Source organism: Cellulomonas sp. (genome assembly GCF_015234515.1).
In the GTDB taxonomy this organism is placed as follows: domain Bacteria; phylum Actinomycetota; class Actinomycetes; order Actinomycetales; family Cellulomonadaceae; genus Cellulomonas.
Window position 1 is genome coordinate 1 of record NZ_JADGMY010000022.1, and the last position, 19,243, is coordinate 19,243.

A 19,243-nucleotide genomic window follows, 5' to 3' on the forward strand; every position below is an offset into this window, starting at 1 on the left:
TGGCAGAGCAGCGGACTTTTAATCCGCGGGTTGTGGGTTCGATCCCCACGGGGCCCACCGTCTCACCCGACGTTCGCGGGTCACTCCCTTCTGCGGCCGGACAGCGACATCGACACCGTCGGCCGGCATCGGCGATGCCGTGCCGTGCCGCAGGTGATGCTCACCGACGGTTGAGCTCACGCACGTGGATCAGACCGCGAAGGTTCAGCGCCCGCCGGTCGGCTGAGTTCTCGAGCGCGTCCACGACGACGGCGCCGCCCAGCCATCTGGCGTCGGCGTCGTCGACCAGCTGCTGGCACGCCAGCGCCTGACCGCCCGTCGACGCCCACTCGTCGACGAAGAGCACCCGGTCCCCCGTGCGCAGGACGGAGCGGCGGACGGCGAGGTCGAGGTGTCGACCCCGATAGTCGGGCGGAGTCCTTCGGACCAGCCTCACCTCGTCGTTCGAGGCGCGTTCTGGTTCCTTCCGCACCGCCGCGAACCCGATCCCCAGGTGGTGCGCCACGAGCGGTCCGAGCAGGAAGCCGTGCGACTCGGTTCCGAGGACGACGGTGGGCTCTGCGTCCTGGAACAGCCCGGCGAGTGCGGGACCGATCCCGACGAGGACCGAGCTGTCGCGCCACCAGGCGCTGTAGTCGACGTAGTACGTGCTCGGCTCGGGCCAGACCTCGGGATCTGATCGCCGGCGGAAGCCGGCGATCAGACGCGCCCGCACGTCGTTCACACGGCCAGCGTGCCAGCGATCCCGCCATCCGGTTGTGCGGGACCTCGGTCCCCATGAGCACCGCTGCCACGCCCTGGACCACCCGCCGCACCAACTCTGCGCCGTTTCTTGAGACGGGGCTGGTGGCCTACCGAAGATGGAGACACAGCCCCCTCCACGCCGCACGGAAAGGATGAACCGATGAGCACGACCACCTCACCCGTCAAGCACACCGTCGACGGTCGGAACCTCGCGATCGCACTCGGTGTCGTCCGCGACACCGTGCCGGCGCCGAAGCTGCCGCCCATGACGGCGCAGATCGTGCCCGGCTCGTCGCCGCTCGAGGCGTCGGGCTGGAGCACGGAGTACGAGTCGGCGCCGCAGAGCACGCGGCGGTAGCGGCGACACCCGTGGGACGCTGGCGCCGTGGAGGCGGCGGGCGGCCCGACCCGGGGTGAATTCGGCCCCTGGGTGCTGCCCGCCGTCACCGGGCTCTGCGCCCTGGTCCTCCTGGCGGCGCTGCTCGGCCCGGCACTGCTGCAGGAGCCGCTCTACGACAGCAGGCCCTCCGGGGTCCCCTGCGGCGAGCTGCCGACCCGGCAGCAGGTGCAGGCCGCCCTGGACGTCCACGCCGACGTGGTCCGGCGGATCGAGGCGGTCGGCGCCCAGGTCAGCGTGACGGCGTCGCAGCCGTGCTCCTCGCACCCCGACCGCGCCGAGGTCCTCGTCGTCTACCCCGGCGGCGACGACCGCGAGCACATCGAGGCGATCCTGGACGACCACGACCTCGGGGTGCCGGTCTCGCTGCGCAACACGTAGCCGCTCCCCGCGACGGACGGCCGGTCCCGCCGCCGCGCGACACCGCTCCCGCCGGCCCTCATCGGTCGTCCCGTGGGTGAATCAGTTCAACCGTTCCGTTCTCCTGACCGATATGGCGTAGTAGGCGCGGACAGCGCACACGACCCGGGCAAGGGGACCCCGATGAGCACCATCACCGCTCTCACAGCGAGCGACATCCAGCGCGACGGCGAGCGAGCGCTCGCACTGGCCCTCGGCCTCGTGAGGCGCACGCCGCCGCCGGTCCGCGTCCCGTCGCTGGCGCAGCGGATCGTCCCCGGGTGCTCGCCGCTGGAGGCGTCCGGCTGGGCCGAGTCCGCCGAGGCGGGGCCGGCCGCTCACCGGTAGCACCCGCGGCCAGGGCTACCGGATGGTGACGGTCGTCACGACTCGCGCTGCCCGCTGCTGCACCAGATCGGCCACCACCGCCGGGGGCGTGTGCTCGCGCGTCTCGACCCCGGTCGTGCACGGCGTCGGGACCCACGTGCCACAGGGGGTGGCGCCCTTCTGCGTCACCGTCCACAGCGGCTCGCCCGTCGCCGAGTGCACCGTGGTCGTCGCCTCGGCTCTGGCGCCGATGAACAGGAAGGCCGTCGTCACCGAGAGCGTCGTGGTGAGCGTGTTGCGGTCACGGTCGTAGGAGACCACGCTGCTCGCGCGGCTGCCGAACGGGCTCGTCACCCGCGCCTCGGCCGTCAGGTCGCCGGACGACGCCGCCAGCACCGACGGCGCCGCCACCGGTGCCGCCTGGGCTGTCGCGGCGCCACCCACCGTCATCAGCAGCGCCAGGCCCACCGCTGCCCCTGCTGTCGAGATCCTGGTCATCGCTCCCCCTCCGGTCGGCCGCCCCGCGTCGCTCGAGCCGCACGCTTCCACGCGGCACCGGTGCGGGTGAAGCCCCGGTCGGGCGCCCTGTTCGACCTCGCCGATCGGCCACCCGGGCACGAGAGGCCGCGCGGACCGGTGGCACGAGTCACGGGACCACGGCGCCGGGTCCGTGCCGAGCGGCGAGAGAATGGCGCCATGCCCTCCGCCCTCTTCTCGCCCCTGACCCTGCGCGGCACCACGTTCGCCCACCGTGTGTGGATGGCGCCGATGTGCCAGTACTCGGCGGCGGCCGACGGCCCGGACGCGGGCGCACCGAACGACTGGCACGTGCAGCACTACGGCGCGCGTGCGGCCGGCGGTGCCGCCCTCGTCATCGTCGAGGCGACCGCTGTGGTCGCCAAAGGGCGCATCACCCCGTTCGACCTGGGGATCTGGGACGACGCGCAGGTCGCGGCGCACCGGCGGGTCGTGGACCTGGTGCACGCGCAGGGCGCGCACGCGGGCCTCCAGCTCGCGCACGCGGGCCGCAAGGCGAGCACCGACGCACCGTGGAACGGCGGCGGCCCGGTGGGCGTCGACGCGGGCGGGTGGCCCGTCGTCGCGCCGAGCGCGGTGCCGTTCTCCGACGGGCACCCGACGCCGAGCGCGCTGACGACCGACCAGGTCGCGGGCGTCGTCGAGGCGTTCGCCGCCGCGGCCCGTCGCGCGGTCACCGCGGGGTACGACGTGGTGGAGGTGCACGCGGCGCACGGCTACCTGCTGCACCAGTTCTGCTCGCCGGACTCCAACGTGCGCGACGACGCGTACGGCGGGTCGTTCGAGAACCGCACGCGCCTGGTGCGCGAGGTGACGTCCGCGGTCCGCGCGGCGGTGCCGGACGACATGCCCGTGCTGGTGCGCGTCTCCGCGACCGACTGGGTCGAGCCCGCCGGGTGGACGGCCGACGACACCGTGCGGCTCGCGCGCGACCTGGCACCGCTCGGCGTCGACATGGTCCACGTGTCCACGGGCGGCAACCTGCCGCGCGTGGACATCCCCGGCGGGCCGGGCTACCAGGTGCCGTACGCCGCGCGCGTGCGTGCCGAGGCCGGCGTGCCGACGATCGCGGTGGGCGCCATCACCGACCCGGAGCAGGCCGAGCAGGTGGTCGCGGACGGGTCCGCCGACGCCGTCGCGCTCGCCCGGCCCCTGCTGGTCGACCCGTTCTGGCCCCACCGCGCGGCACGGGCCCTGGGCGTCGACCTCCCCCTCCCCCGCCAGTACGCCCGAGCCGGCTCCCTCCTCTGAGCTGTGGTCGCACCTGCGGCCGCCCACGCCCGCGCAGCACCACCGGTGTGACCACTTCCGGTCCACGGAGTCGCCGCGCGAGGATGGGGTCCCACCTCGTCGTGAAGGAACCACCGTGCCCAAGCCTCCGCTGCCCGCCGACGTCACCCAGCTGCTCGCCCGTCCCAACCCGGCGGTCATGGGGACCATCCACCCCGACGGGTACCCCGTCACCGTCGCCACCTGGTACCTGCTGGAGGACGACGGGCGCGTGCTCCTCAACCTCGACGCGGGCCGTGCGCGGCTGCGGCACCTGCGGGAGAACCCGCACGTCTCGCTGACCGCGCTGGCGGAGGACAACTGGTACACGCACGTGAGCGTGCAGGGGCGCGTGGTCGAGATCGTCGATGACGTCGACCTCGTCGACATCGACCGTCTCTCGACGCACTACGGCGGCAACCCGTACCCGGTGCGCGACCGGCCGCGCGTGAGCGTGCGCTTCGAGGTCGAGCACTGGCACGGGTGGGGTGCGGCGAAGCGGGACTGACGGCGCGCCGGGGTCAGACCGCCGCCGAGTACGCCCAGAACTCGTCGTCGCGCGTGAAGCCCTCGGCCACGTACAACGCCTGCGCGGCACGGTTGGTCGCGGCGGTCTCGAGGCTCACCGACACCGCCCCGGCGTCCCGTGCCGCGCCGAGCACGCCGCGCACCAGCGCACGCCCGGCCCCGGAGCCGCGGCCGGCCGGGTCGACGAACAGGTCGTTGAGGACCCACGCGCGGGCCAGGGACAGCGACGACCACGTCGGGTAGCACTGCGCGAAGCCCACGACCGCGCCGCCGACCTCGGCGACCAGGACGACGGAGTCGCCGTCGGCGAGTCGCGCGGCGAGGAACTCACGCGTCGTGGCCGGGTCCGCGGGTCGGCCGTAGAACTCCAGGTACCCGCGGAACAGGCGCGCGACGTCATCGAGGTCCGCGGCGGTCGAGGGACGGACGAAGTGCGTCATGCGGGCCATCCTGCCCAACCTCGCCGCGCCGCGCGGTCAGCCACAGCCCCGCGACCGCCGAGCCCACACCGCCCGCGACCAGGTCACCGACGGTGTCCGCGTAGCCGACGTAGATCTCCGGGTCGATGTAGGCGTTGCCGAGGTACTCCCCCAGCTCCCACGCGACGCTCAGCGTCAGCCCGAGGCCGACGGTCACGACGACGAGCCCGGTCCTCGCGGCCCGCGTCGTCACGGCCCGCGGGTCGACGACCGCACCCGTGCGACGCGCGAGCAGCAGGTACGCGACGGCCGCGATCAGGCCGGTGACGACCAGGTGCATGACGACGTCCAGCCACGCGACCGCCTGGTAGAGCTCCAGCGCGCCGCACCACGCCGCGGCGATCAGCCCGACCCCGTAGGCGGCGTCCAGCCAGCGCGGCGCCCCGGCGGCGGGCGGCACGATCAGCCCGGCGAGGACGAGCGCGAACAACGCCGTGTCGACGGGCCCGCGGAGGGCCAGCGCGACGAGCAGGCTGACCACCCCGACGACGCGCACCACGCCTCCCGGCCCGGCGACCAGGCGCCGCACCGCGGACGGGGCGGACCGGTCCGACATCCCGCACCTCCGCCTCGGGGCCGACACGCCCGGCCTGCGGCGACGGTACGTCCGGGCGGCACGCCCCGCACGGCGAGGGGTGCCCGTGACGGGCGGTCTGCCGAGGGCGAGCGACGCCGTCCGACCCGCTCCCGGCGAGGACCTCACAGCGCGACGCCGGGTCGTGAGCGCACACTGCAACCCCACGGGCACATCCGGCGAACCGCTGCGTAACGCCCGGCTCCTAGCGTCGGTCCCGGCCGCGACCGCGGTCGACCGACCGTCGTCCCGGGGGCCGAAGATGTCCTACGTCAAGCCGTCCGACCTCGTCACGTCGCTCGTCGACGCCGGCGAGGCGAAGATCTTCATGTCGACGCGCGACACGCTGCTGCGCGCGTACATGGCCGGGGCGCTGCTCACGCTGGCCGCCGCGTTCGCGGTGTCGATGACCGTCCAGACCGGGTCCGCGCTCATCGGCGCCCTGCTGTTCCCCGTCGGCTTCATCATGCTGTACCTGCTGGGGTACGACCTGCTCACCGGCGTGTTCGTGCTCGCGCCGCTGGCGTGGCTCGACAGGCGCCCGGGTGTGACCGGGCGGGGGGTGCTGCGCAACTGGGGCCTGGTGTTCGTCGGCAACTTCGGTGGCGCGTTCACCGTCGCGGTCCTCATGTCGATCGTGTTCACCTACGGCTTCTCCACCGAGCCCGACGCGGTGGGCGTCGCGCTCGGGCACATCGGCGAGGGTCGGACCCTGGGCTACGCGGAGCACGGTGCCGCGGGGATGCTGACGCTGTTCGTCCGCGGCGTGCTGTGCAACTGGATGGTCTCGACCGGTGTGGTCGGCGCGATGGTCGCCAAGGACGTCCCGGGCAAGGCGATCGCCATGTGGATGCCGATCATGCTGTTCTTCGCCATGGGGTTCGAGCACTCGGTCGTCAACATGTTCCTGTTCCCGACCGGCCTGATGCTCGGCGGGCAGTTCACGGTCATGGACTACCTGGTGTGGAACGAGATCCCCACCGTCCTCGGCAACCTCGTCGGCGGGCTGACGTTCACCGGCCTCGTCCTGTACGCCACGCACGGGCGGACCGGTGCCCGGCGCGGCACGGCGGCTCCGGCCGTCCCGCCGGCCACGGCGGACCGGCCGCTCGACGAGCCCCGCGAGCAGCTCGTCTGACACGGCGCGCCCGCCCGGCCGGTCAGCGCAGCGCGCACCCGTCCGGTCAGGGCGTTCCAGGCGTCCCGCGGAGGCGTCCTACCCTGGGGAGCGTGCCCTCGATCCTCGCCGTCTGCGTCGTGCACGCCCTGCGCCGCGACCCCGGCCCCGTGGGCGTGACGGCGATCGACAAGCGCGCCGTGGACGGCCCCGTCCGCGTGGGGCGCTACGGCCTGCGGGCCGACGTCCAGGCCGACCGCAAGTACCACGGTGGCGAGGACCAGGCGGTGTACGTCTACGGCCAGGACGACGCCGACCACTGGGCGCGCGAGCTGGGCCGCGACCTTCCCCCGGGGTGGTTCGGCGAGAACCTGCGCGTCGCAGGGCTGGACCCGAACGCGGCGAGGATCGGTGAGCGCTGGCGCGTCGGCGCCGACGTGGTGCTCGAGGTCACGGGGCCGCGAACACCCTGCGCGACGTTCGCGCGGTGGGTCGGTGGCGACGACGAGCGCGGGTGGGTGCGGCGGTTCCGGGACGAGGGTCGCGTCGGCGCGTACCTGCGGGTCGTGCAGCGCGGGTCGGTCGGGGCCGGCGACGAGGTGACGGTGGAGAGCGCCGCTCCGGCGGGCGCACCGACGGTGCGCGAGGTCCTGCTCGGGCGAGGCTAAACGTTCCGGATCGGGGCAAATCGCCCTCAAGGTGGTTGAATCTTCTCTGGTCCCGTCCTCGCGCGCTCGAGCGGTGCACCCGCGGCGCGTCGGGCGGGGCGCGACGACGACCGACCGACGTGGGGACGACGACATGAGCGAGCCGATACGGACCTCCGACCGACCGGTCCGGCAGTGGCGCGGCCTGACGATCCCCGACCCCGGCACGTACGAGCTCGACGCCGCCCACAAGCGCGTCGGTTTCGTCGCCCAGCACATGATGGTCAGCCCGGTGCGCGGCGAGTTCGCCCGCGCGGCCGCCACGGTCGTCGTCGGCGAGGACCCGCTGGACTCGTCGGTCACGGCCGTCATCGCGACCGAGAGCCTCACGACCCACCACGACGACCGCGACACCCACCTGCGCAGCCCCGACTTCCTCGACGTCGCGCAGTTCCCCGCCATGGAGTTCCGCAGCACCGGCGTCGCGTGGCGCGGCGAGCAGGACGCGATCCTGCAGTGGGCGCGGCTGCGCAACCACAACGCGGACCGGCGCCGCGTCTCCTCCGCCACCATCGAGCGCGCCGACCGCAACCGCATGAAGTTCGACGTCACGGGCGACCTGCGCATCAAGGACGTCACGCGGTCGGTGACCCTGCGCATGGACTTCGGCGGCGCGCGGCGCGACCCGTACGACCGGGACATCTTCGGGTTCCACGCCGTCACCGACATCGACCGCGAGGACTTCGGCCTGGTCTGGAACGTCGCGCTCGAGGCCGGTGGCTGGCTCGTCGGCAAGAAGGTCCGCATCGAGATCTCCGGCGAGGCCGTCCACCAGGTCTGAGGCGGCTTCCCCCGGCCGCGCCGGTCGCGTCACCCCCCGCGCGCGAGCGACGCCACGACCAGCACGCCCACGACGGCGACGACGCCCAGCAGCACCCCGAGCGCCGGACCCCGGGGAGCTCGACCTGGGCCCCGGGCTCGGGTCCGGCTGACCACCCCGCGGGCGTCGACGTCAGGTCAGCGCGATCGCGATGAGCAGCATCGTCACGAGGAACCCCGTCAGCAGGTTGAGCCACAGGAAGGTGCGCCAACCGTCGTTCGCGCGTTCGCAGTCGTCGTCGGTGACGCCGCGGAACCGCCACGTGCTCACCGCGTACGGGAGCGGCAGCAGGGCGGCCAGGACGCCGGGCCACGGCAGCGCGAGCAGCACGGCGGCGGCCGCGAGGTACGCGGCGGTCGCCGCCAGGACCGTCGGACGGGCACCGAGCACGGTCGCGATCGACGCCAGGCCGCCGGCGCGGTCCGCGCGGACGTCCTGCACCGCGCCGAAGGCGTGCGACGCCATGCCCCACAGCACGAACGCGACGAGCACGGGCCACACGGTGCGCGCTCCGAGGTCGGCGTCGGCGAGGACGAGCGCGTAGAGGAGCGGTCCGACGAAGTGCACGGCCGAGGAGAACGAGTCGAGGACCGGACGCTCCTTGAACCGCAGCCGCGGCGCCGAGTAGGCGACGACGTCGAGGAGCACCAGCAGCAGCACGACACCCGCGAGCGGCGACCCGAGCGCCAGCAGCCACACGACGAACGGCACGGTCGTGACGGCGCACGCCACGAGGATCCGGCGGTGCACGGCGCGGGCCCGGGACGGGTCGACGAGCCCGCCCTCGATGCCGCCCTTGCGCGGGTTGGCCAGGTCGGACGCGTAGTCGAACACGTCGTTGACGCCGTACATCAGCAGGTTGTACGGCACGAGGAAGAACACCGTCCCGACGACCAGCCGCACGTCGAGGCGACCGTCGGTGGCCATGAGCCACCCCGCGGCGAACGGGTAGGCGGTGTTGACCCAGGAGAACGGCCGGGAGGCCGCGAGCAGCTCGCGCATCAGCCCTCGGCCCCCGGTGGGGCGGCGTCCGGCCCGGCGGCCGGGTGCCCGTCCGGGCGCGACGACGTGCGCGGCGAGCGCCCGAGCACGGTCCACAGCACGGGGACGAGGACCGCCGCGGCGATCGCGTACGCGAAGTCCTCGAGCGGGGCGCCCCAGACGTGCACCCCGAGGATCTTGGCGGGGTCGAAGACGTACAGGCCGACGTCGATCATGATCGTGTCGAACACCGCGGTCAGGACGCACAGGTGCAGCGTCGCCCAGACCAGCGGCCACGCGCGCAGGCGGCGCAGCACGGGCCACGACACCGCGGCCAGCACGACGAGCACGAGCACGTTGAGCACGATGTTCGTCACGACGCCTCCCGCCCCGTGCGCCGCGGGGCGTCCCGTAGCGCGTCGCGTCCCGCCGCACGCTGCGCCGCCGACACGTCGAACCAGCGCCACGCGAGCAGGCCCGTGTAGCTCAGCAGCGCGAGGAAGAACGCCTCCTCGACGGGCAGGTCGGGCGCCAGCAGCAGGCCCGTCATGTGGGGCGAGTCCCCGCGCGCGAAGATCCCGAGCGCGAGCCCGGCGACGTCCCACAGCAGGAAGCCCACGACGCCGAGCCCGACGGTCCACGCCGAGCGCCGCGCGTCGTGCCAGAACGCGAGCCGGAACCGCCGGTCGAGCAGCGCGAGCCCACCCAGGGACAGCAGCAGCGCACCGAGGTACATCAACCCGGTCATGCACGCCCTGCCGTGACGTCGGACCACAGGCCGCGCGGCAGCCCGGAGGCGAGGTACCCGGGCCGCAGCGGCGCGGGCAGCGGACGCGACGACGTCTCGCCCAGCAGCCGCTTGGCCACCAGCTCGGCCCCGATGAGGACCATCGGCAGCCCGACGCCGGGGACGGTCCCGCCGCCCACGTGCAGCAGGTTCGGCACCCGGTGCGAGGCGACGCCCGGCCGGAACATCGCGGACTGGCGCAGGGTGTGCTCCATGCCGAGCGCGGTGCCGCGCCACGCGGACAGGTCGCGCGCGAAGTCGGCGGGGCCTACGACGCGTCGCACGACGACGCGTGCGCGCAGGTCAGGCACCCCCGCCCAGGCACCGATCTGGTCGAGGTAGCGGTCGGCGTGCGCGTCGAGCTCCCCCGGCCGGGTGCCGAGCGCGGGGTCGGCCGGGAAGGGCACGAGGACGAACAGGTTCTCGTGCCCCGGGGGCGCCGCGGTGGGGTCGGTCGCGGTCGTGCGTGAGACGTAGAGCGACGCGACGTCGGGGACGCGCAGCCCGGCGGCGGGCGTCGCGGGCCCCGGCCCGAGGATGTCCTCGAAGTTGCCCGGCCAGTCCTGCGTGAAGAACAGCGAGTGGTGCCGCAGCTCCGGCAGCGGGCCCCGGACGCCCGCCATGACCAGCAGCGCCGAGATGCCCGGACCGCTCCGCTCCCAGACGTGCTCGGGCAGGTCCGCGTGGTCGGGCCCGAGCAGCGCGGTCTCGGTGTGGTGCCGGTCGGCGCCCGACACGACGACGTCGGCAGGGACGAGCGTCCCGTCGGCGAGCCGGACGCCCCGTGCGACGCCGCGACGTCGCGGGTGCCGCCGGGTGCGGGGCGCGTCGTCGACCTCGACCGCGACGACGTCGGCGCCGGTGCGCACGACCACGCCCTCCTCGACCGCGGCCTTGGCGAGCTCCTCGACGAGCGTGTACATGCCGCCGCGGGGGTAGTAGACGCCGTCGCCGAGGTCGAGGTGACTCATCAGCGAGTACAGCGCGGGCACGCGGTACGGCGAGGAGCCGAGGAACACCGCGTGGTAGCCGAGGACCTGGCGCAGGACGGGGTGGCTGACCGTCCCGGCGATGCGCTCGGCGAGCGTCTGCGTCAGGAGCCGGGCCAGGGTCCCGGAGCGACGCAGCACGTCCGCCGAGAGCGCGCGGTCGGGGCGCTCGAACGTCGTGTAGAGGAAGTGGTCGAGCGCCGTCCGGTACGCCTCGCCGGCGTCGTCGACGTACCGCCGGATCGCCGCGCCGGCACCGGGCTCGAGCGCGTCGAACGTCGCGGCGTTGGCGTGCGGGTCGGCGACCACGTCGAACGGCTCGACGCCGGAGCCCGGCTCGGGGAACAGCCGGTACGCGGGGTCCAGGCGCCGCAGGTCCACGTGGTCGGCGACCCGCCGTCCGAGCAGCGCGAACGTGTGCTCGACGACCTCGGGCATGAACCACCACGACGGCCCGGTGTCGAACCGGAAGCCGTCGGCCTCCCACGTCCCCGTCCGCCCGCCGAGCTGCTCGTGCCGCTCCAGCAGCGTCACCCGGGCTCCGCCGCGGGCCAGCAGCGCCGCGGTCGCCAGGCCGCCGACGCCACCGCCGACCACGACGACCCGCACGCCACCGCTCACGGGGCCACCGCCCGCGAGCGCAGCAGCGGGGTGTCGCGGACCCGGTCCCTCGTCTCACCGGCCAGGACACCCGCCACGGCCCGCACGACGACGACGGCCTTGACCGGCCCGGGCACGCGGACGCGCCGCGTCCGCAGCGTCTCGACGGGTGTCGCGGCGAGGTCCCGCAGCAGCCGGTCGTAGAGCGCGGTGGTCGCGGCGACGGCGCACCGGGCACGCGTCGGCAGCAGCGGGAGGGCGGCACGCGCACGGTCCAGGTCGCCGCCGATCTCGTCGAGGACCGCGCGGACGTCGGCGTGCGTGAGGTGCTCGGGGTCGATACCCGGCAGGTACGCACGCCCCAGGTCGCCGCTGTCGGCGGCGAGGTCCCGCAGGAAGTTGATCTTCTGGAACGCGGCACCGAGCGCACGCGCGCCGTCGACGGCCGCGGGCACCGGCTCGACCCGCGGGCCACCGGGCCGCCGCTCGGCGTCGAGGAAGACGCGCAGGCACATGACGCCGACGACCTCCGCGGACCCGTAGACGTACCGTTCGTAGCTCTCGCGGTCGTGCGTGCGGACGGTCAGGTCGGCCCGCATCGAGGCGAAGAACGGGTCGATCTCGCCGTGGCCGATGCCGGTGCGTCGCGCGGCGCGCGCGAACGCGTGCACGACGACGTTGGTCGAGTAGCTGGTGCGCAGCGCCCGTGCGACCTGCGCCTCGAGCTCGTCGAGCTGGGCGCCCGCGTCGGGCCCGCGGTAGGTGTCGACCACCTCGTCCGCGAGGCGGACGAGGGCGTACACGGCCTGGATGTCGGCGCGGGTGCGTGCGCCGAGCAGGCGCGTGCCCAGGCCGAACGACGTCGAGTACGCCCGCAGCACGAGCGCGCTGGCCCGCATCGCGGTCGCGTCGTACAGGACCTGACCCGTGGTGGCCGTACGCATGTCGTGCGTCCTCATCTCGGTCGTGCCGGGCGGTCCGGGTGCCGTCAGCGCGCGCGTCCGGCGAGGTCGTCGACGACGCCCGCCAGGTACGTGGCCAACGGCTCCGGCAGGGTCGTGGCGAGCGTACGCGCGATGTCGGCGCTGCGGCGCGCCAGGGTGCGCACGGCCTCGACCGCACCGGTGTCGTGCAGGACGTCGACGACCGCGCGCGCGCCGGCCTCGTCGAGGTCCGGACGCCCCACGTGGGCCGCCAGGACCGTGGCCTGCCGGGTGTCCGCCCGTCCCCAGGCGACCCGCAGCAGCTCGGTCCGCTTGCCCTCGCGCAGGTCGGACAGGACGGGCTTGCCGGTGAGTGCGGGGTCCCCGACGGTCCCGAGCTCGTCGTCGACCAGCTGGTACGCGACGCCCAGCGCCGTCCCGACGCCCGCGAGCACGGCCCGCGCGGTACCGGGCGCACCGGCGAGGACCGCACCGGACTCGAGCGGGACGCGGAACGAGTAGACGGCGGTCTTGAGCTCGGCGACGAGGACGGCGTCGACGTCGGCCGGCGCGGCGAGGGCGCCGCGGACGTCGAGCAGCTCACCGCTCACGGTCGTGGCGACGCCGTCGGCGAACAGCCGCACGAGCTCGCCGACGGCCGCGGCCGGGACGTGGCCGGTGGCCAGCAGCCCGAAGGCCTGGGCCAGCGCCGCGTCCCCCGCGAGGAGCGCTGCCGCGCCGACCTGCTGGTCGACGGCGGACCGTGGCGCGCCGCTCGCTGCGAGCCGGGCACGCGTGCGGCCGGCGACGTTGGGGCGGCCGCGGCGGACCTCGTCGTGGTCGAGCACGTCGTCGTGCACGACCATCGCGGTGTGCAGCAGCTCGTGCGCGGCCGCCACGTGGGCCGCGGCGGACACGTCCGTACCGCCCAGGCCGAGGTAGGCGGCGGCGACGAGCCGCGGCCGCAGGAGCTTGCCGCCGGTCACCGCGTCGAGGTCCTGCCACAGGTCCGCGCACGCCGGGTCGAACGCGACGGCCCGGCGCCGCTGCTCCGCGACGAGGTCGCGCAGGATCCGCGCGGCCGCGTCGGTGACCTCCTCGACCCCGTGCGCGAGTGCGGCACCGGGTGCACGGTCGGGTACGGACAGCGCCGGGGGCGCCGGCGTGTCGGCGAGTGCGGGGACCGCGACGGTCCCGCCGGGCTGTCGGCGCTCGCTGATGTGACCCACGTCGCCCCCCTGGAGCCGTCGAAGATTACTCAGCGTACTGAGGATTCGGTTTCCGGCCACCGGAGAGCCCGGGGCGCCACACGGGGCGGGGTGCCGGGGCGCAGGACCCGACCTGGCCGATCCGGCGTCCAGTGCGATCGATATGCTCCCCGGCATGACATGGCTGGTGACGGGCGGTGCCGGGTACATCGGTGCGCACGTGGTGCGGGCGCTCCAGGAAGCGGCGGCGCACGACCAGCGGCTGCTCCCCGTCGTCCTCGACGACCTCTCCAGCGGTCACGCGGACTTCGTGCCGGGTGACGTGCCGTTCGTCCGCGCGTCGGTCGTCGACACCGCCGCGGTCCGCGCCGCGCTCGTCGAGCACGCGGTGACGGGGGTCGTCCACCTCGCGGGCTTCAAGTACGCGGGCGTCTCCGTGCAGCGCCCGCTGCACACGTACGAGCAGAACGTCACCGGCACCGCGCACCTGCTCGAGGCGATGGCGGAGGCCGGCGTCGACCAGGTGGTCTTCTCGTCGTCCGCCGCGGTCTACGGCACGCCCGACGTCGACGTCGTCACGGAGACCACCCCCCCGAACCCGGAGTCCCCCTACGGCGAGTCCAAGCTCGTGGGCGAGTGGCTGCTGCGGGACCAGGGCGTCGCGACGGGCCTGCGTCACACGTCCCTGCGGTACTTCAACGTGGTGGGCTCCGGCTCCCCGGACCTGTACGACTCGAGCCCGCACAACCTGTTCCCGCTGGTCCTCGACGCCCTGACCGCCGGGCGCACGCCGCGCGTCAACGGCGCGGACTACCCCACGCCGGACGGCACGTGCGTGCGCGACTACGTGCACGTCGCCGACCTGGCCGTGTCGCACGTCGCCGCGGCCCGCGCGCTCGCCGACGGCCGCACGCTCCAGCGGGTCTACAACCTGGGCTCGGGCGACGGCCTGTCGGTCGGCCAGGTCATGACCACCGTCGCGCAGGTCACCGGCATCGACTTCACGCCCGAGGTGGCGCCGCGCCGCCCCGGCGACCCCGCCCGCATCGTCGCGTCGGGCGAGGCCGCGGCACGTGACCTCGACTGGGCGATGCGCCACACCCCCGAGCAGATGGTCGCCAGCGCGTGGGAGGCTCGCCGCCGCGCCACGTGACGGGCACACCCGGCACGTCAGCGGGCGGCCGGCTCCAGCGCCTGCAGCCGGGGCAGCTCCGCGGCGAACCGCTCGAGCTCGCGCTCGTCGCCGGCGTACACGCCCGAGGCTCGCGGCCAGTGCACGACGACGTCGCCGAACCCCAGCGCGGCGGCGCGCTCGACGCCCTCGACCGCGAGCGCCGCCGAGCCGAGCGAGAACCGGGGAGCACCGTCGAGGCTCAGCCACCGTCCGACCGGGCGCCCGTCGGCGACCTCGTCGAACACGTCCACCATCCCGGCCAGCCCGCGCCACCACGCCTCCTGCGCGGCAGCGGCGTCCAGGCCGTCGCCGACACCCGTGCCCGGGCCGTAGGTCGCCCACCCCTGGCCGTACCGCGCGGCGAGCGCCATGGTGCGGGGACCGTTCGCGGCGACGACGAACGGCGGGCGGGGCCGGGCGAGCGTCCCGGGCACCATCCGGGCGCCGTGCGCCTCGTAGAACTCGCCGTCGTGGTCCGTGACCTGCTGCGTCAGCAGGGTGTCGAGCAGGCCGAGGAACTCGGCGAACCGCCGCGTGCGCTCCCCGCGCGTGGGCGCCGGTCCCAGCACCCCCGCGTCCCAGCCCTCACCGCCGGCACCCACGCCGAGGACGAACCGGCCCCCTGCCACGTCGTCCAGGCCCATGACGTCCTTGGCGAACGGCACGGGGTGCCGGAAGTTCGGCGAGGCGACCCACGTGCCCAGCCCGATGCGCTCGGTGACGGCGGCCGCCGCGGCCAGCAGCGGGACCGTCGCGAACCACGGCTCGTCGGCGAGGTCGCGCCACGCGAGGTGGTCGTAGGTCCACGCGTGGTCGAACCCCAGCTCCTCGGCCCGTCGCCACCGCGCACGCGCGCTCGACCACCGCTCCTGCGGGAGCAGCACCACCCCGACCCTCACCATGGCCGGTCACGCTACCCCTGACCCCCCGGCAGTCACAGCATCGCGATCCCGCGTGCTAGTGGACAGTGACAGCACGGCACGTGCACCCGTACCCTCGGCGCCATGGACCTGGAGGTCCGGCACCTGCGCACCCTGACCACGGTCGCCTCCCTCGGCAGCATCACGAAGGCGGCGGCGGCTCTGGGCATCGCGCAGCCGGCACTGAGCGCGCAGCTGTCCCGGATCGACCGAGCCCTGGGTGGCGCCTCGTTCGTCCGGGACCACCGCGGCGTGCGCCCGACGCCGCTGGGCATGCTGGTCCTCGACCGCGCCCGCACGCTGCTGCCGGCGATGGACGCGCTGCTGGAGGACGCCCGACGGCTGGCCGGCGGGGACACGAGGACGACGCTGCGCCTCGCCAGCACCGACTCGACCCTCGCGGCGGCCCTGGTCCACCGGCTGTCCCACGGCGGCGCCCCTCCCCCGACGCTGCGCTGCACCGCGGACAGCGCCCGAGCCGTCGCCGAGCTGGCGGCCGGCACGCACGACGCCGTCCTGGCAGGCATGTGCGGCGACGCGCTCCCGCCGGCGGCACCAGGGGTGCGGTGGCAGCTCGTCGGCACGGACGCCGTGCACGTCGTCGTCCGCGCCGACCACGCGTGCGGTGACGAGGCCGACCTGGCGGAGCTGGCCGACGAGCGCTGGGTCGTCGCCGTCGGGGACGGCTGCCTCACCGAGTGCTTCCTGCGGGCGTGCGCCCGGGTGGGGTTCGCTCCGCCGACGCCCAGCGAGTGCGACCGGGCGGCGGGACTCGACCTCGTCCGCACCGGAGGCGCCGTGGCGCTCGCGCACCCCCACGGCGCGCTGCCGGGCGAGCTGCGTGGCGTGCGCCTGCGCGGCACGCCGCTCAGCTGGTCGACCTGGCTCGCGGTGCACGGCGACACCCCGCCGGACCTGCGCGACCGCCTGGGTGCCGCGGCCCGCGACGCGCGGCACGACCAGCTCCGGGAGGCCGGCGCCGACGTGCCGCACGCGGCGCCGGACCCGGCACGCCAGGACCGGCCGGCGGTGTGACTGGGGAACGCTCTAGATTCTGACTGGAGTTGGTGCCTATCGTGACAACACGGTCACCGAACGAGAGGCCCCACCATGAGCACCTCCGCCACCTTCCGCCGCGCGGCCGCGGTCGGCGCCACCGCGCTGACGCTGCTGCTCGCACCGCTCACGACGGGGGGCGCCTCCGCCGCGACCCCGTCCTCCGACCTCCCTGCGGGGATGGTCGAGGCCCTCGAACGCGACCTGGGCGTCCCGCGCACCGACGCCACCCGACGCATGACCTTCCAGGCCGACGCCGCCACGAAGGTCCGCACGCTGACGCAGGCGCTGGGGTCCACGTACGCGGGCGCATGGGTCGACCCGGCGGCCGGCACCGTGCACGTCGCCACGACGACGCCGTCGAAGGTCCGCGGCCCCATGGCCACGGGCGTGACGACCGTCCCGGCCGAGCGCACGCTCGCCGAGCTCGAGTCCCTGGGCGCCCGGCTCGACGCGGCGGGCCTGCCCGCGGACGTCGCGACCTGGTACGTCGACGTGCCGACCAACCGGCTGGTCGTCGAGGCGGTCGGCAGCACCGCGGCCGCAGCCGAGCTCGTGGCCGCGGCCGGGGTCCCCGCCGACGCCGTCACGCTCGCGACCGCCGAGGCGCCGCAGACCTTCATCGACGTGATCGGCGGCAACGCGTACTACATCAACGCGCGGTCACGCTGCTCGGTCGGCTTCGCCGTCCAGGGCGGGTTCGTGACCGCGGGCCACTGCGGCACGGTGGGAGCGTCGACGACGTCGCCCTCCGGCACCTTCCGCGGATCCTCGTTCCCCGGCAACGACTACGCGTGGGTCCAGGTCGCGTCGGGCAACACCCCGCGGGGCCTGGTCAACAACTACTCGGGCGGCACGGTGCGCGTCACCGGCTCGCAGCAGGCCGCGGTCGGCGCGTACGTGTGCCGCTCCGGCAGCACGACGGGGTGGCGGTGCGGCACGGTGCAGGCCTACAACTCGACCGTCCGCTACTCGCAGGGCACCGTCACAGGCCTGATCCGCACGAACGTCTGCGCGGAGCCGGGCGACTCCGGCGGCTCGCTGGTCGCCGGCACGCAGGCGCAGGGCGTGACGTCCGGCGGCTCGGGCAACTGCCGCTACGGGGGCACCACGTACTTCCAGCCGGTCAACGAGATCCTGCAGGCCTACGGCCTGCGGCTCGTGACCGGCTGACCGACCCGCCCGTCACCGTCCGACGGGCGACCAGGCGGCGGGTGGCGCGGCTCAGGGGGCGTCGCGCCGCCCGCCGTTCCCTCACGGGTGCAGCCCCTGCTCCCCGCCGTGCGACGCCGGCTCGAGCTGGAACGTGCAGTGCTCGACGTCGAAGTGCCCCGACAGGCACGTGCGCAGGGCGTCGAGGACGCGCCCGGTGCCCGCTTGGTCGAGCTCGTCGTCCGCCACGACGACGTGGGCGGACAGCACCGGGACCCCGGAGGTGATCGTCCACGCGTGCAGGTCGTGGACGCCGACCACGCCCGGCACGCCGGCCATGTGCTCGCGCACGACGTCGAGGCCGACCCCCGCGGGCGTCCCCTCGAGCAGGACGGCGGCGACGTCACGCAGCAGCATGCCCGCCCGCGGCAGGATGAGGAGAGCGATCAGGACCGAGGCGATCCCGTCGGCGCGCGCGAACCCCGTCGCCAGCACGACGAGCGCCGCGGCCACGACGGCGACGGACCCGAGGGCGTCCCCCAGCACCTCCAGGTACGCGCCGCGGACGTTCAGCGACTCCTGACGTCCGCGGTGCAGCAGCACCAGCCCCACGGCGTTCGCCGACAGGCCGAGGAGGGCCACCGCGAGCATCAGCCCGGGCTCGACCTCACCCGGTCGCGCGATGCGACGGATGCCCTCCACCAGCACCAGGACGCCCACCGTGGCGACCACGAGCCCGTTGACCATCGCCGCGAGAATCTCGGCCCGCTGCCAGCCGAACGTCCGCCGTGCCGTCGAGGGCAGCCCGGCGAGCATGCTCGCCCCGAGCGCGACGGCCAGCCCCGCCGCGTCCGTGAGCATGTGACCCGCGTCGGCCAGCAGCGCGAACGAGCCCGACAGCAGGCCACCGACGACCTCGACCGCCATGACGACGAGCGTCAGGCCGAGCACCCACGCGATCCTGCCCCGGAACCGGACGTTCGCCGGCCCGTGGGACGCGTGACCGTGGTGGTGCGTCACGCCCAGCCCAGGGCGTGCAGCCGCTCGTCGTCGATGCCGAAGTGGTGGGCGATCTCGTGCACGACCGTGATCGCGACCTCCTCGACGACCTCGTCCCGGTCCTCGCAGATCGCGAGCGTCGGCAGCCGGTAGACGAAGATGCGGTCGGGCAGCGACCCCGCCGCCCAGAACTCGCCCCGCTCGGTCAGCGGCGTGCCCTCGTACAGCCCCAGCAGGTCGGGCTCGTCGTCGGGCGCGTCGTCCTCGACCAGCACGACGACGTTGTCCATCATCGCCGCGAGCTCCTCCGGGATCTCGTCCAGGGCATCGCGCACCGCGTCCTCGAACTCCTCGCGCGTCATCTCGACCACGCCCCCATCCTGCCCCCCGGCGGTGCCTCTGACCTGCGCAACCGATCCCGCTTTGGACTTCCGGCCGCCAGACCGTATGCTCATCACCGGTCTTCCGACGCCTCGACGTCCGGGGCGGACAACCCGCCCTCATCGTCTAGCGGCCTAGGACCCCGCCCTTTCACGGCGGTAGCACGGGTTCGAAT

24 protein-coding genes are annotated in these 19,243 nt (G+C 74.7%); 11 read left to right on the plus strand and 13 right to left on the minus strand.

Features of this window, described 5'->3' with window-relative positions; all coding sequences use genetic code 11:
* Positions 1-160: 160 nt before the first annotated feature.
* A complete protein-coding gene (locus tag IR158_RS08855; protein WP_291812169.1) occupies positions 161-724 on the minus strand; it encodes a phosphoribosyltransferase family protein in 564 nt (187 codons plus the stop codon).
* A gap of 180 nt (positions 725-904) precedes the next feature.
* Between IR158_RS08855 and IR158_RS08860 the strand changes: the two genes are divergently transcribed.
* The 3 genes from IR158_RS08860 (at position 905) to IR158_RS08870 (ending at position 1,888) form a co-directional block, all read left to right on the plus strand.
* Entirely contained in the window at positions 905-1,102 is a 198-nt protein-coding gene (locus IR158_RS08860; RefSeq protein ID WP_291812171.1) for a hypothetical protein, read from the plus strand.
* Between the two features lie 27 nt (positions 1,103-1,129).
* A complete protein-coding gene (locus tag IR158_RS08865; protein ID WP_291812172.1) occupies positions 1,130-1,522 on the plus strand; it encodes a hypothetical protein in 393 nt (130 codons plus the stop codon).
* Between the two features lie 162 nt (positions 1,523-1,684).
* Positions 1,685-1,888, plus strand: coding sequence for a hypothetical protein (locus IR158_RS08870; protein ID WP_291812174.1), 204 nt, complete (start codon positions 1,685-1,687; stop codon positions 1,886-1,888).
* 15 nt (positions 1,889-1,903) lie between these two features.
* Here IR158_RS08870 and IR158_RS08875 read toward each other — a convergent pair whose 3' ends face one another.
* Positions 1,904-2,365 carry a hypothetical protein gene (locus tag IR158_RS08875; RefSeq protein ID WP_291812176.1) on the minus strand — a complete coding sequence of 154 codons (462 nt, stop codon included), beginning with the start codon at positions 2,363-2,365 and terminating at the stop codon, positions 1,904-1,906.
* Positions 2,366-2,563: 198 nt separating this feature from the next.
* On the opposite strand from IR158_RS08875, the gene IR158_RS08880 reads away from it, so the two are divergent.
* Together IR158_RS08880 and IR158_RS08885 are read left to right on the plus strand one after the other, a co-directional pair.
* Positions 2,564-3,655 (plus strand): NADH:flavin oxidoreductase/NADH oxidase, encoded by a 1,092-nt coding sequence (locus IR158_RS08880; RefSeq protein ID WP_291812178.1) that lies wholly within the window; start codon positions 2,564-2,566, stop codon positions 3,653-3,655.
* Positions 3,656-3,770: 115 nt separating this feature from the next.
* A complete protein-coding gene (locus IR158_RS08885; protein ID WP_291812180.1) occupies positions 3,771-4,181 on the plus strand; it encodes a TIGR03618 family F420-dependent PPOX class oxidoreductase in 411 nt (136 codons plus the stop codon).
* A 13-nt stretch (positions 4,182-4,194) separates the two neighbouring features.
* On the opposite strand, the gene IR158_RS08890 is transcribed toward IR158_RS08885, so the two are convergent.
* The gene (locus IR158_RS08890; RefSeq protein ID WP_291812181.1) at positions 4,195-4,641 is read right to left on the minus strand and encodes a GNAT family N-acetyltransferase; all 447 of its coding nucleotides are present in this window, start codon (positions 4,639-4,641) and stop codon (positions 4,195-4,197) included.
* A complete protein-coding gene (locus IR158_RS08895; RefSeq protein ID WP_291812183.1) occupies positions 4,598-5,236 on the minus strand; it encodes a hypothetical protein in 639 nt (212 codons plus the stop codon). The genes IR158_RS08890 and IR158_RS08895 overlap by 44 nt, the downstream gene beginning before the upstream one ends.
* A gap of 280 nt (positions 5,237-5,516) precedes the next feature.
* On the opposite strand from IR158_RS08895, the gene IR158_RS08900 reads away from it, so the two are divergent.
* The 3 genes from IR158_RS08900 to IR158_RS08910 all read left to right on the plus strand — a co-directional run bounded on the left by IR158_RS08900 (position 5,517) and on the right by IR158_RS08910 (position 7,859).
* Positions 5,517-6,392: a formate/nitrite transporter family protein gene (locus IR158_RS08900; RefSeq protein ID WP_291812186.1), complete on the plus strand. Its 876-nt coding sequence runs from the start codon at positions 5,517-5,519 to the stop codon at positions 6,390-6,392.
* A 92-nt stretch (positions 6,393-6,484) separates the two neighbouring features.
* Positions 6,485-7,039, plus strand: coding sequence for an MOSC domain-containing protein (locus tag IR158_RS08905; RefSeq protein ID WP_291812188.1), 555 nt, complete (start codon positions 6,485-6,487; stop codon positions 7,037-7,039).
* A gap of 133 nt (positions 7,040-7,172) precedes the next feature.
* Complete coding sequence (locus IR158_RS08910; RefSeq protein WP_291812190.1) at positions 7,173-7,859, plus strand: YceI family protein; 687 nt, start codon at positions 7,173-7,175, stop codon at positions 7,857-7,859.
* Between the two features lie 171 nt (positions 7,860-8,030).
* Here IR158_RS08910 and IR158_RS08915 read toward each other — a convergent pair whose 3' ends face one another.
* The 6 genes from IR158_RS08915 to IR158_RS08940 are packed head-to-tail and all read right to left on the minus strand — an operon-like array spanning position 8,031 to position 13,407.
* Positions 8,031-8,900: a prenyltransferase gene (locus IR158_RS08915; RefSeq protein WP_291812192.1), complete on the minus strand. Its 870-nt coding sequence runs from the start codon at positions 8,898-8,900 to the stop codon at positions 8,031-8,033.
* The gene (locus IR158_RS08920) at positions 8,900-9,256 is read right to left on the minus strand and encodes a lycopene cyclase domain-containing protein (RefSeq protein WP_291812193.1); all 357 of its coding nucleotides are present in this window, start codon (positions 9,254-9,256) and stop codon (positions 8,900-8,902) included. The genes IR158_RS08915 and IR158_RS08920 overlap by 1 nt, the downstream gene beginning before the upstream one ends.
* On the minus strand, positions 9,253-9,627 hold the full coding sequence (locus IR158_RS08925; protein WP_291812195.1) for a lycopene cyclase domain-containing protein: 375 nt from the start codon (positions 9,625-9,627) through the stop codon (positions 9,253-9,255). The genes IR158_RS08920 and IR158_RS08925 overlap by 4 nt, the downstream gene beginning before the upstream one ends.
* Positions 9,624-11,276 carry a phytoene desaturase family protein gene (gene crtI, locus IR158_RS08930; RefSeq protein ID WP_291812197.1) on the minus strand — a complete coding sequence of 551 codons (1,653 nt, stop codon included), beginning with the start codon at positions 11,274-11,276 and terminating at the stop codon, positions 9,624-9,626. The genes IR158_RS08925 and crtI overlap by 4 nt, the downstream gene beginning before the upstream one ends.
* The gene (locus IR158_RS08935) at positions 11,273-12,199 is read right to left on the minus strand and encodes a squalene/phytoene synthase family protein (protein ID WP_291812199.1); all 927 of its coding nucleotides are present in this window, start codon (positions 12,197-12,199) and stop codon (positions 11,273-11,275) included. The genes crtI and IR158_RS08935 overlap by 4 nt, the downstream gene beginning before the upstream one ends.
* A 44-nt stretch (positions 12,200-12,243) precedes the next feature.
* A complete protein-coding gene (locus IR158_RS08940) occupies positions 12,244-13,407 on the minus strand; it encodes a polyprenyl synthetase family protein (protein WP_291812201.1) in 1,164 nt (387 codons plus the stop codon).
* A gap of 154 nt (positions 13,408-13,561) precedes the next feature.
* Here IR158_RS08940 and galE point away from each other — a divergent pair, with 154 nt between their 5' ends.
* A complete protein-coding gene (gene galE, locus IR158_RS08945; RefSeq protein ID WP_291812203.1) occupies positions 13,562-14,539 on the plus strand; it encodes a UDP-glucose 4-epimerase GalE in 978 nt (325 codons plus the stop codon).
* Positions 14,540-14,556: 17 nt separating this feature from the next.
* Here the strand turns inward: galE and IR158_RS08950 are convergent, their stop codons facing one another.
* Positions 14,557-15,462, minus strand: coding sequence for an LLM class flavin-dependent oxidoreductase (locus IR158_RS08950; protein WP_291812204.1), 906 nt, complete (start codon positions 15,460-15,462; stop codon positions 14,557-14,559).
* A gap of 102 nt (positions 15,463-15,564) precedes the next feature.
* Here IR158_RS08950 and IR158_RS08955 point away from each other — a divergent pair, with 102 nt between their 5' ends.
* Both IR158_RS08955 and IR158_RS08960 read left to right on the plus strand, forming a co-directional pair.
* Complete coding sequence (locus IR158_RS08955; RefSeq protein ID WP_291812206.1) at positions 15,565-16,515, plus strand: LysR family transcriptional regulator; 951 nt, start codon at positions 15,565-15,567, stop codon at positions 16,513-16,515.
* A gap of 75 nt (positions 16,516-16,590) precedes the next feature.
* Positions 16,591-17,709 (plus strand): S1 family peptidase, encoded by a 1,119-nt coding sequence (locus IR158_RS08960; protein ID WP_291812207.1) that lies wholly within the window; start codon positions 16,591-16,593, stop codon positions 17,707-17,709.
* Positions 17,710-17,790: 81 nt separating this feature from the next.
* Here the strand turns inward: IR158_RS08960 and IR158_RS08965 are convergent, their stop codons facing one another.
* Together IR158_RS08965 and IR158_RS08970 are read right to left on the minus strand one after the other, a co-directional pair.
* Complete coding sequence (locus tag IR158_RS08965; protein ID WP_291812209.1) at positions 17,791-18,708, minus strand: cation diffusion facilitator family transporter; 918 nt, start codon at positions 18,706-18,708, stop codon at positions 17,791-17,793.
* Positions 18,705-19,058, minus strand: coding sequence for a metallopeptidase family protein (locus tag IR158_RS08970; RefSeq protein WP_291812211.1), 354 nt, complete (start codon positions 19,056-19,058; stop codon positions 18,705-18,707). Before IR158_RS08970 ends, IR158_RS08965 begins: the two co-directional genes overlap by 4 nt.
* Between the last annotated feature and the right edge of the window lie 185 nt (positions 19,059-19,243).

What these genes read in the sequence shown, in the direction of transcription:
- IR158_RS08860 (WP_291812171.1), top strand. Translation starts at nt 905, where the DNA reads ATGAGCACGACCACCTCACCCGTCAAGCACACCGTCGACGGTCGGAAC.
- IR158_RS08870 (WP_291812174.1), top strand. Translation starts at nt 1,685, where the DNA reads ATGAGCACCATCACCGCTCTCACAGCGAGCGACATCCAGCGCGACGGC.
- IR158_RS08875 (WP_291812176.1), bottom strand. Translation starts at nt 2,365, where the DNA reads ATGACCAGGATCTCGACAGCAGGGGCAGCGGTGGGCCTGGCGCTGCTG.
- IR158_RS08880 (WP_291812178.1), top strand. Translation starts at nt 2,564, where the DNA reads ATGCCCTCCGCCCTCTTCTCGCCCCTGACCCTGCGCGGCACCACGTTC.
- IR158_RS08890 (WP_291812181.1), bottom strand. Translation starts at nt 4,641, where the DNA reads ATGACGCACTTCGTCCGTCCCTCGACCGCCGCGGACCTCGATGACGTC.
- IR158_RS08895 (WP_291812183.1), bottom strand. Translation starts at nt 5,236, where the DNA reads ATGTCGGACCGGTCCGCCCCGTCCGCGGTGCGGCGCCTGGTCGCCGGG.
- IR158_RS08900 (WP_291812186.1), top strand. Translation starts at nt 5,517, where the DNA reads ATGTCCTACGTCAAGCCGTCCGACCTCGTCACGTCGCTCGTCGACGCC.
- IR158_RS08910 (WP_291812190.1), top strand. Translation starts at nt 7,173, where the DNA reads ATGAGCGAGCCGATACGGACCTCCGACCGACCGGTCCGGCAGTGGCGC.
- IR158_RS08915 (WP_291812192.1), bottom strand. Translation starts at nt 8,900, where the DNA reads ATGCGCGAGCTGCTCGCGGCCTCCCGGCCGTTCTCCTGGGTCAACACC.
- IR158_RS08925 (WP_291812195.1), bottom strand. Translation starts at nt 9,627, where the DNA reads ATGACCGGGTTGATGTACCTCGGTGCGCTGCTGCTGTCCCTGGGTGGG.
- IR158_RS08935 (WP_291812199.1), bottom strand. Translation starts at nt 12,199, where the DNA reads ATGCGTACGGCCACCACGGGTCAGGTCCTGTACGACGCGACCGCGATG.
- galE (WP_291812203.1), top strand. Translation starts at nt 13,562, where the DNA reads ATGACATGGCTGGTGACGGGCGGTGCCGGGTACATCGGTGCGCACGTG.
- IR158_RS08950 (WP_291812204.1), bottom strand. Translation starts at nt 15,462, where the DNA reads ATGGTGAGGGTCGGGGTGGTGCTGCTCCCGCAGGAGCGGTGGTCGAGC.
- IR158_RS08955 (WP_291812206.1), top strand. Translation starts at nt 15,565, where the DNA reads ATGGACCTGGAGGTCCGGCACCTGCGCACCCTGACCACGGTCGCCTCC.
- IR158_RS08960 (WP_291812207.1), top strand. Translation starts at nt 16,591, where the DNA reads ATGAGCACCTCCGCCACCTTCCGCCGCGCGGCCGCGGTCGGCGCCACC.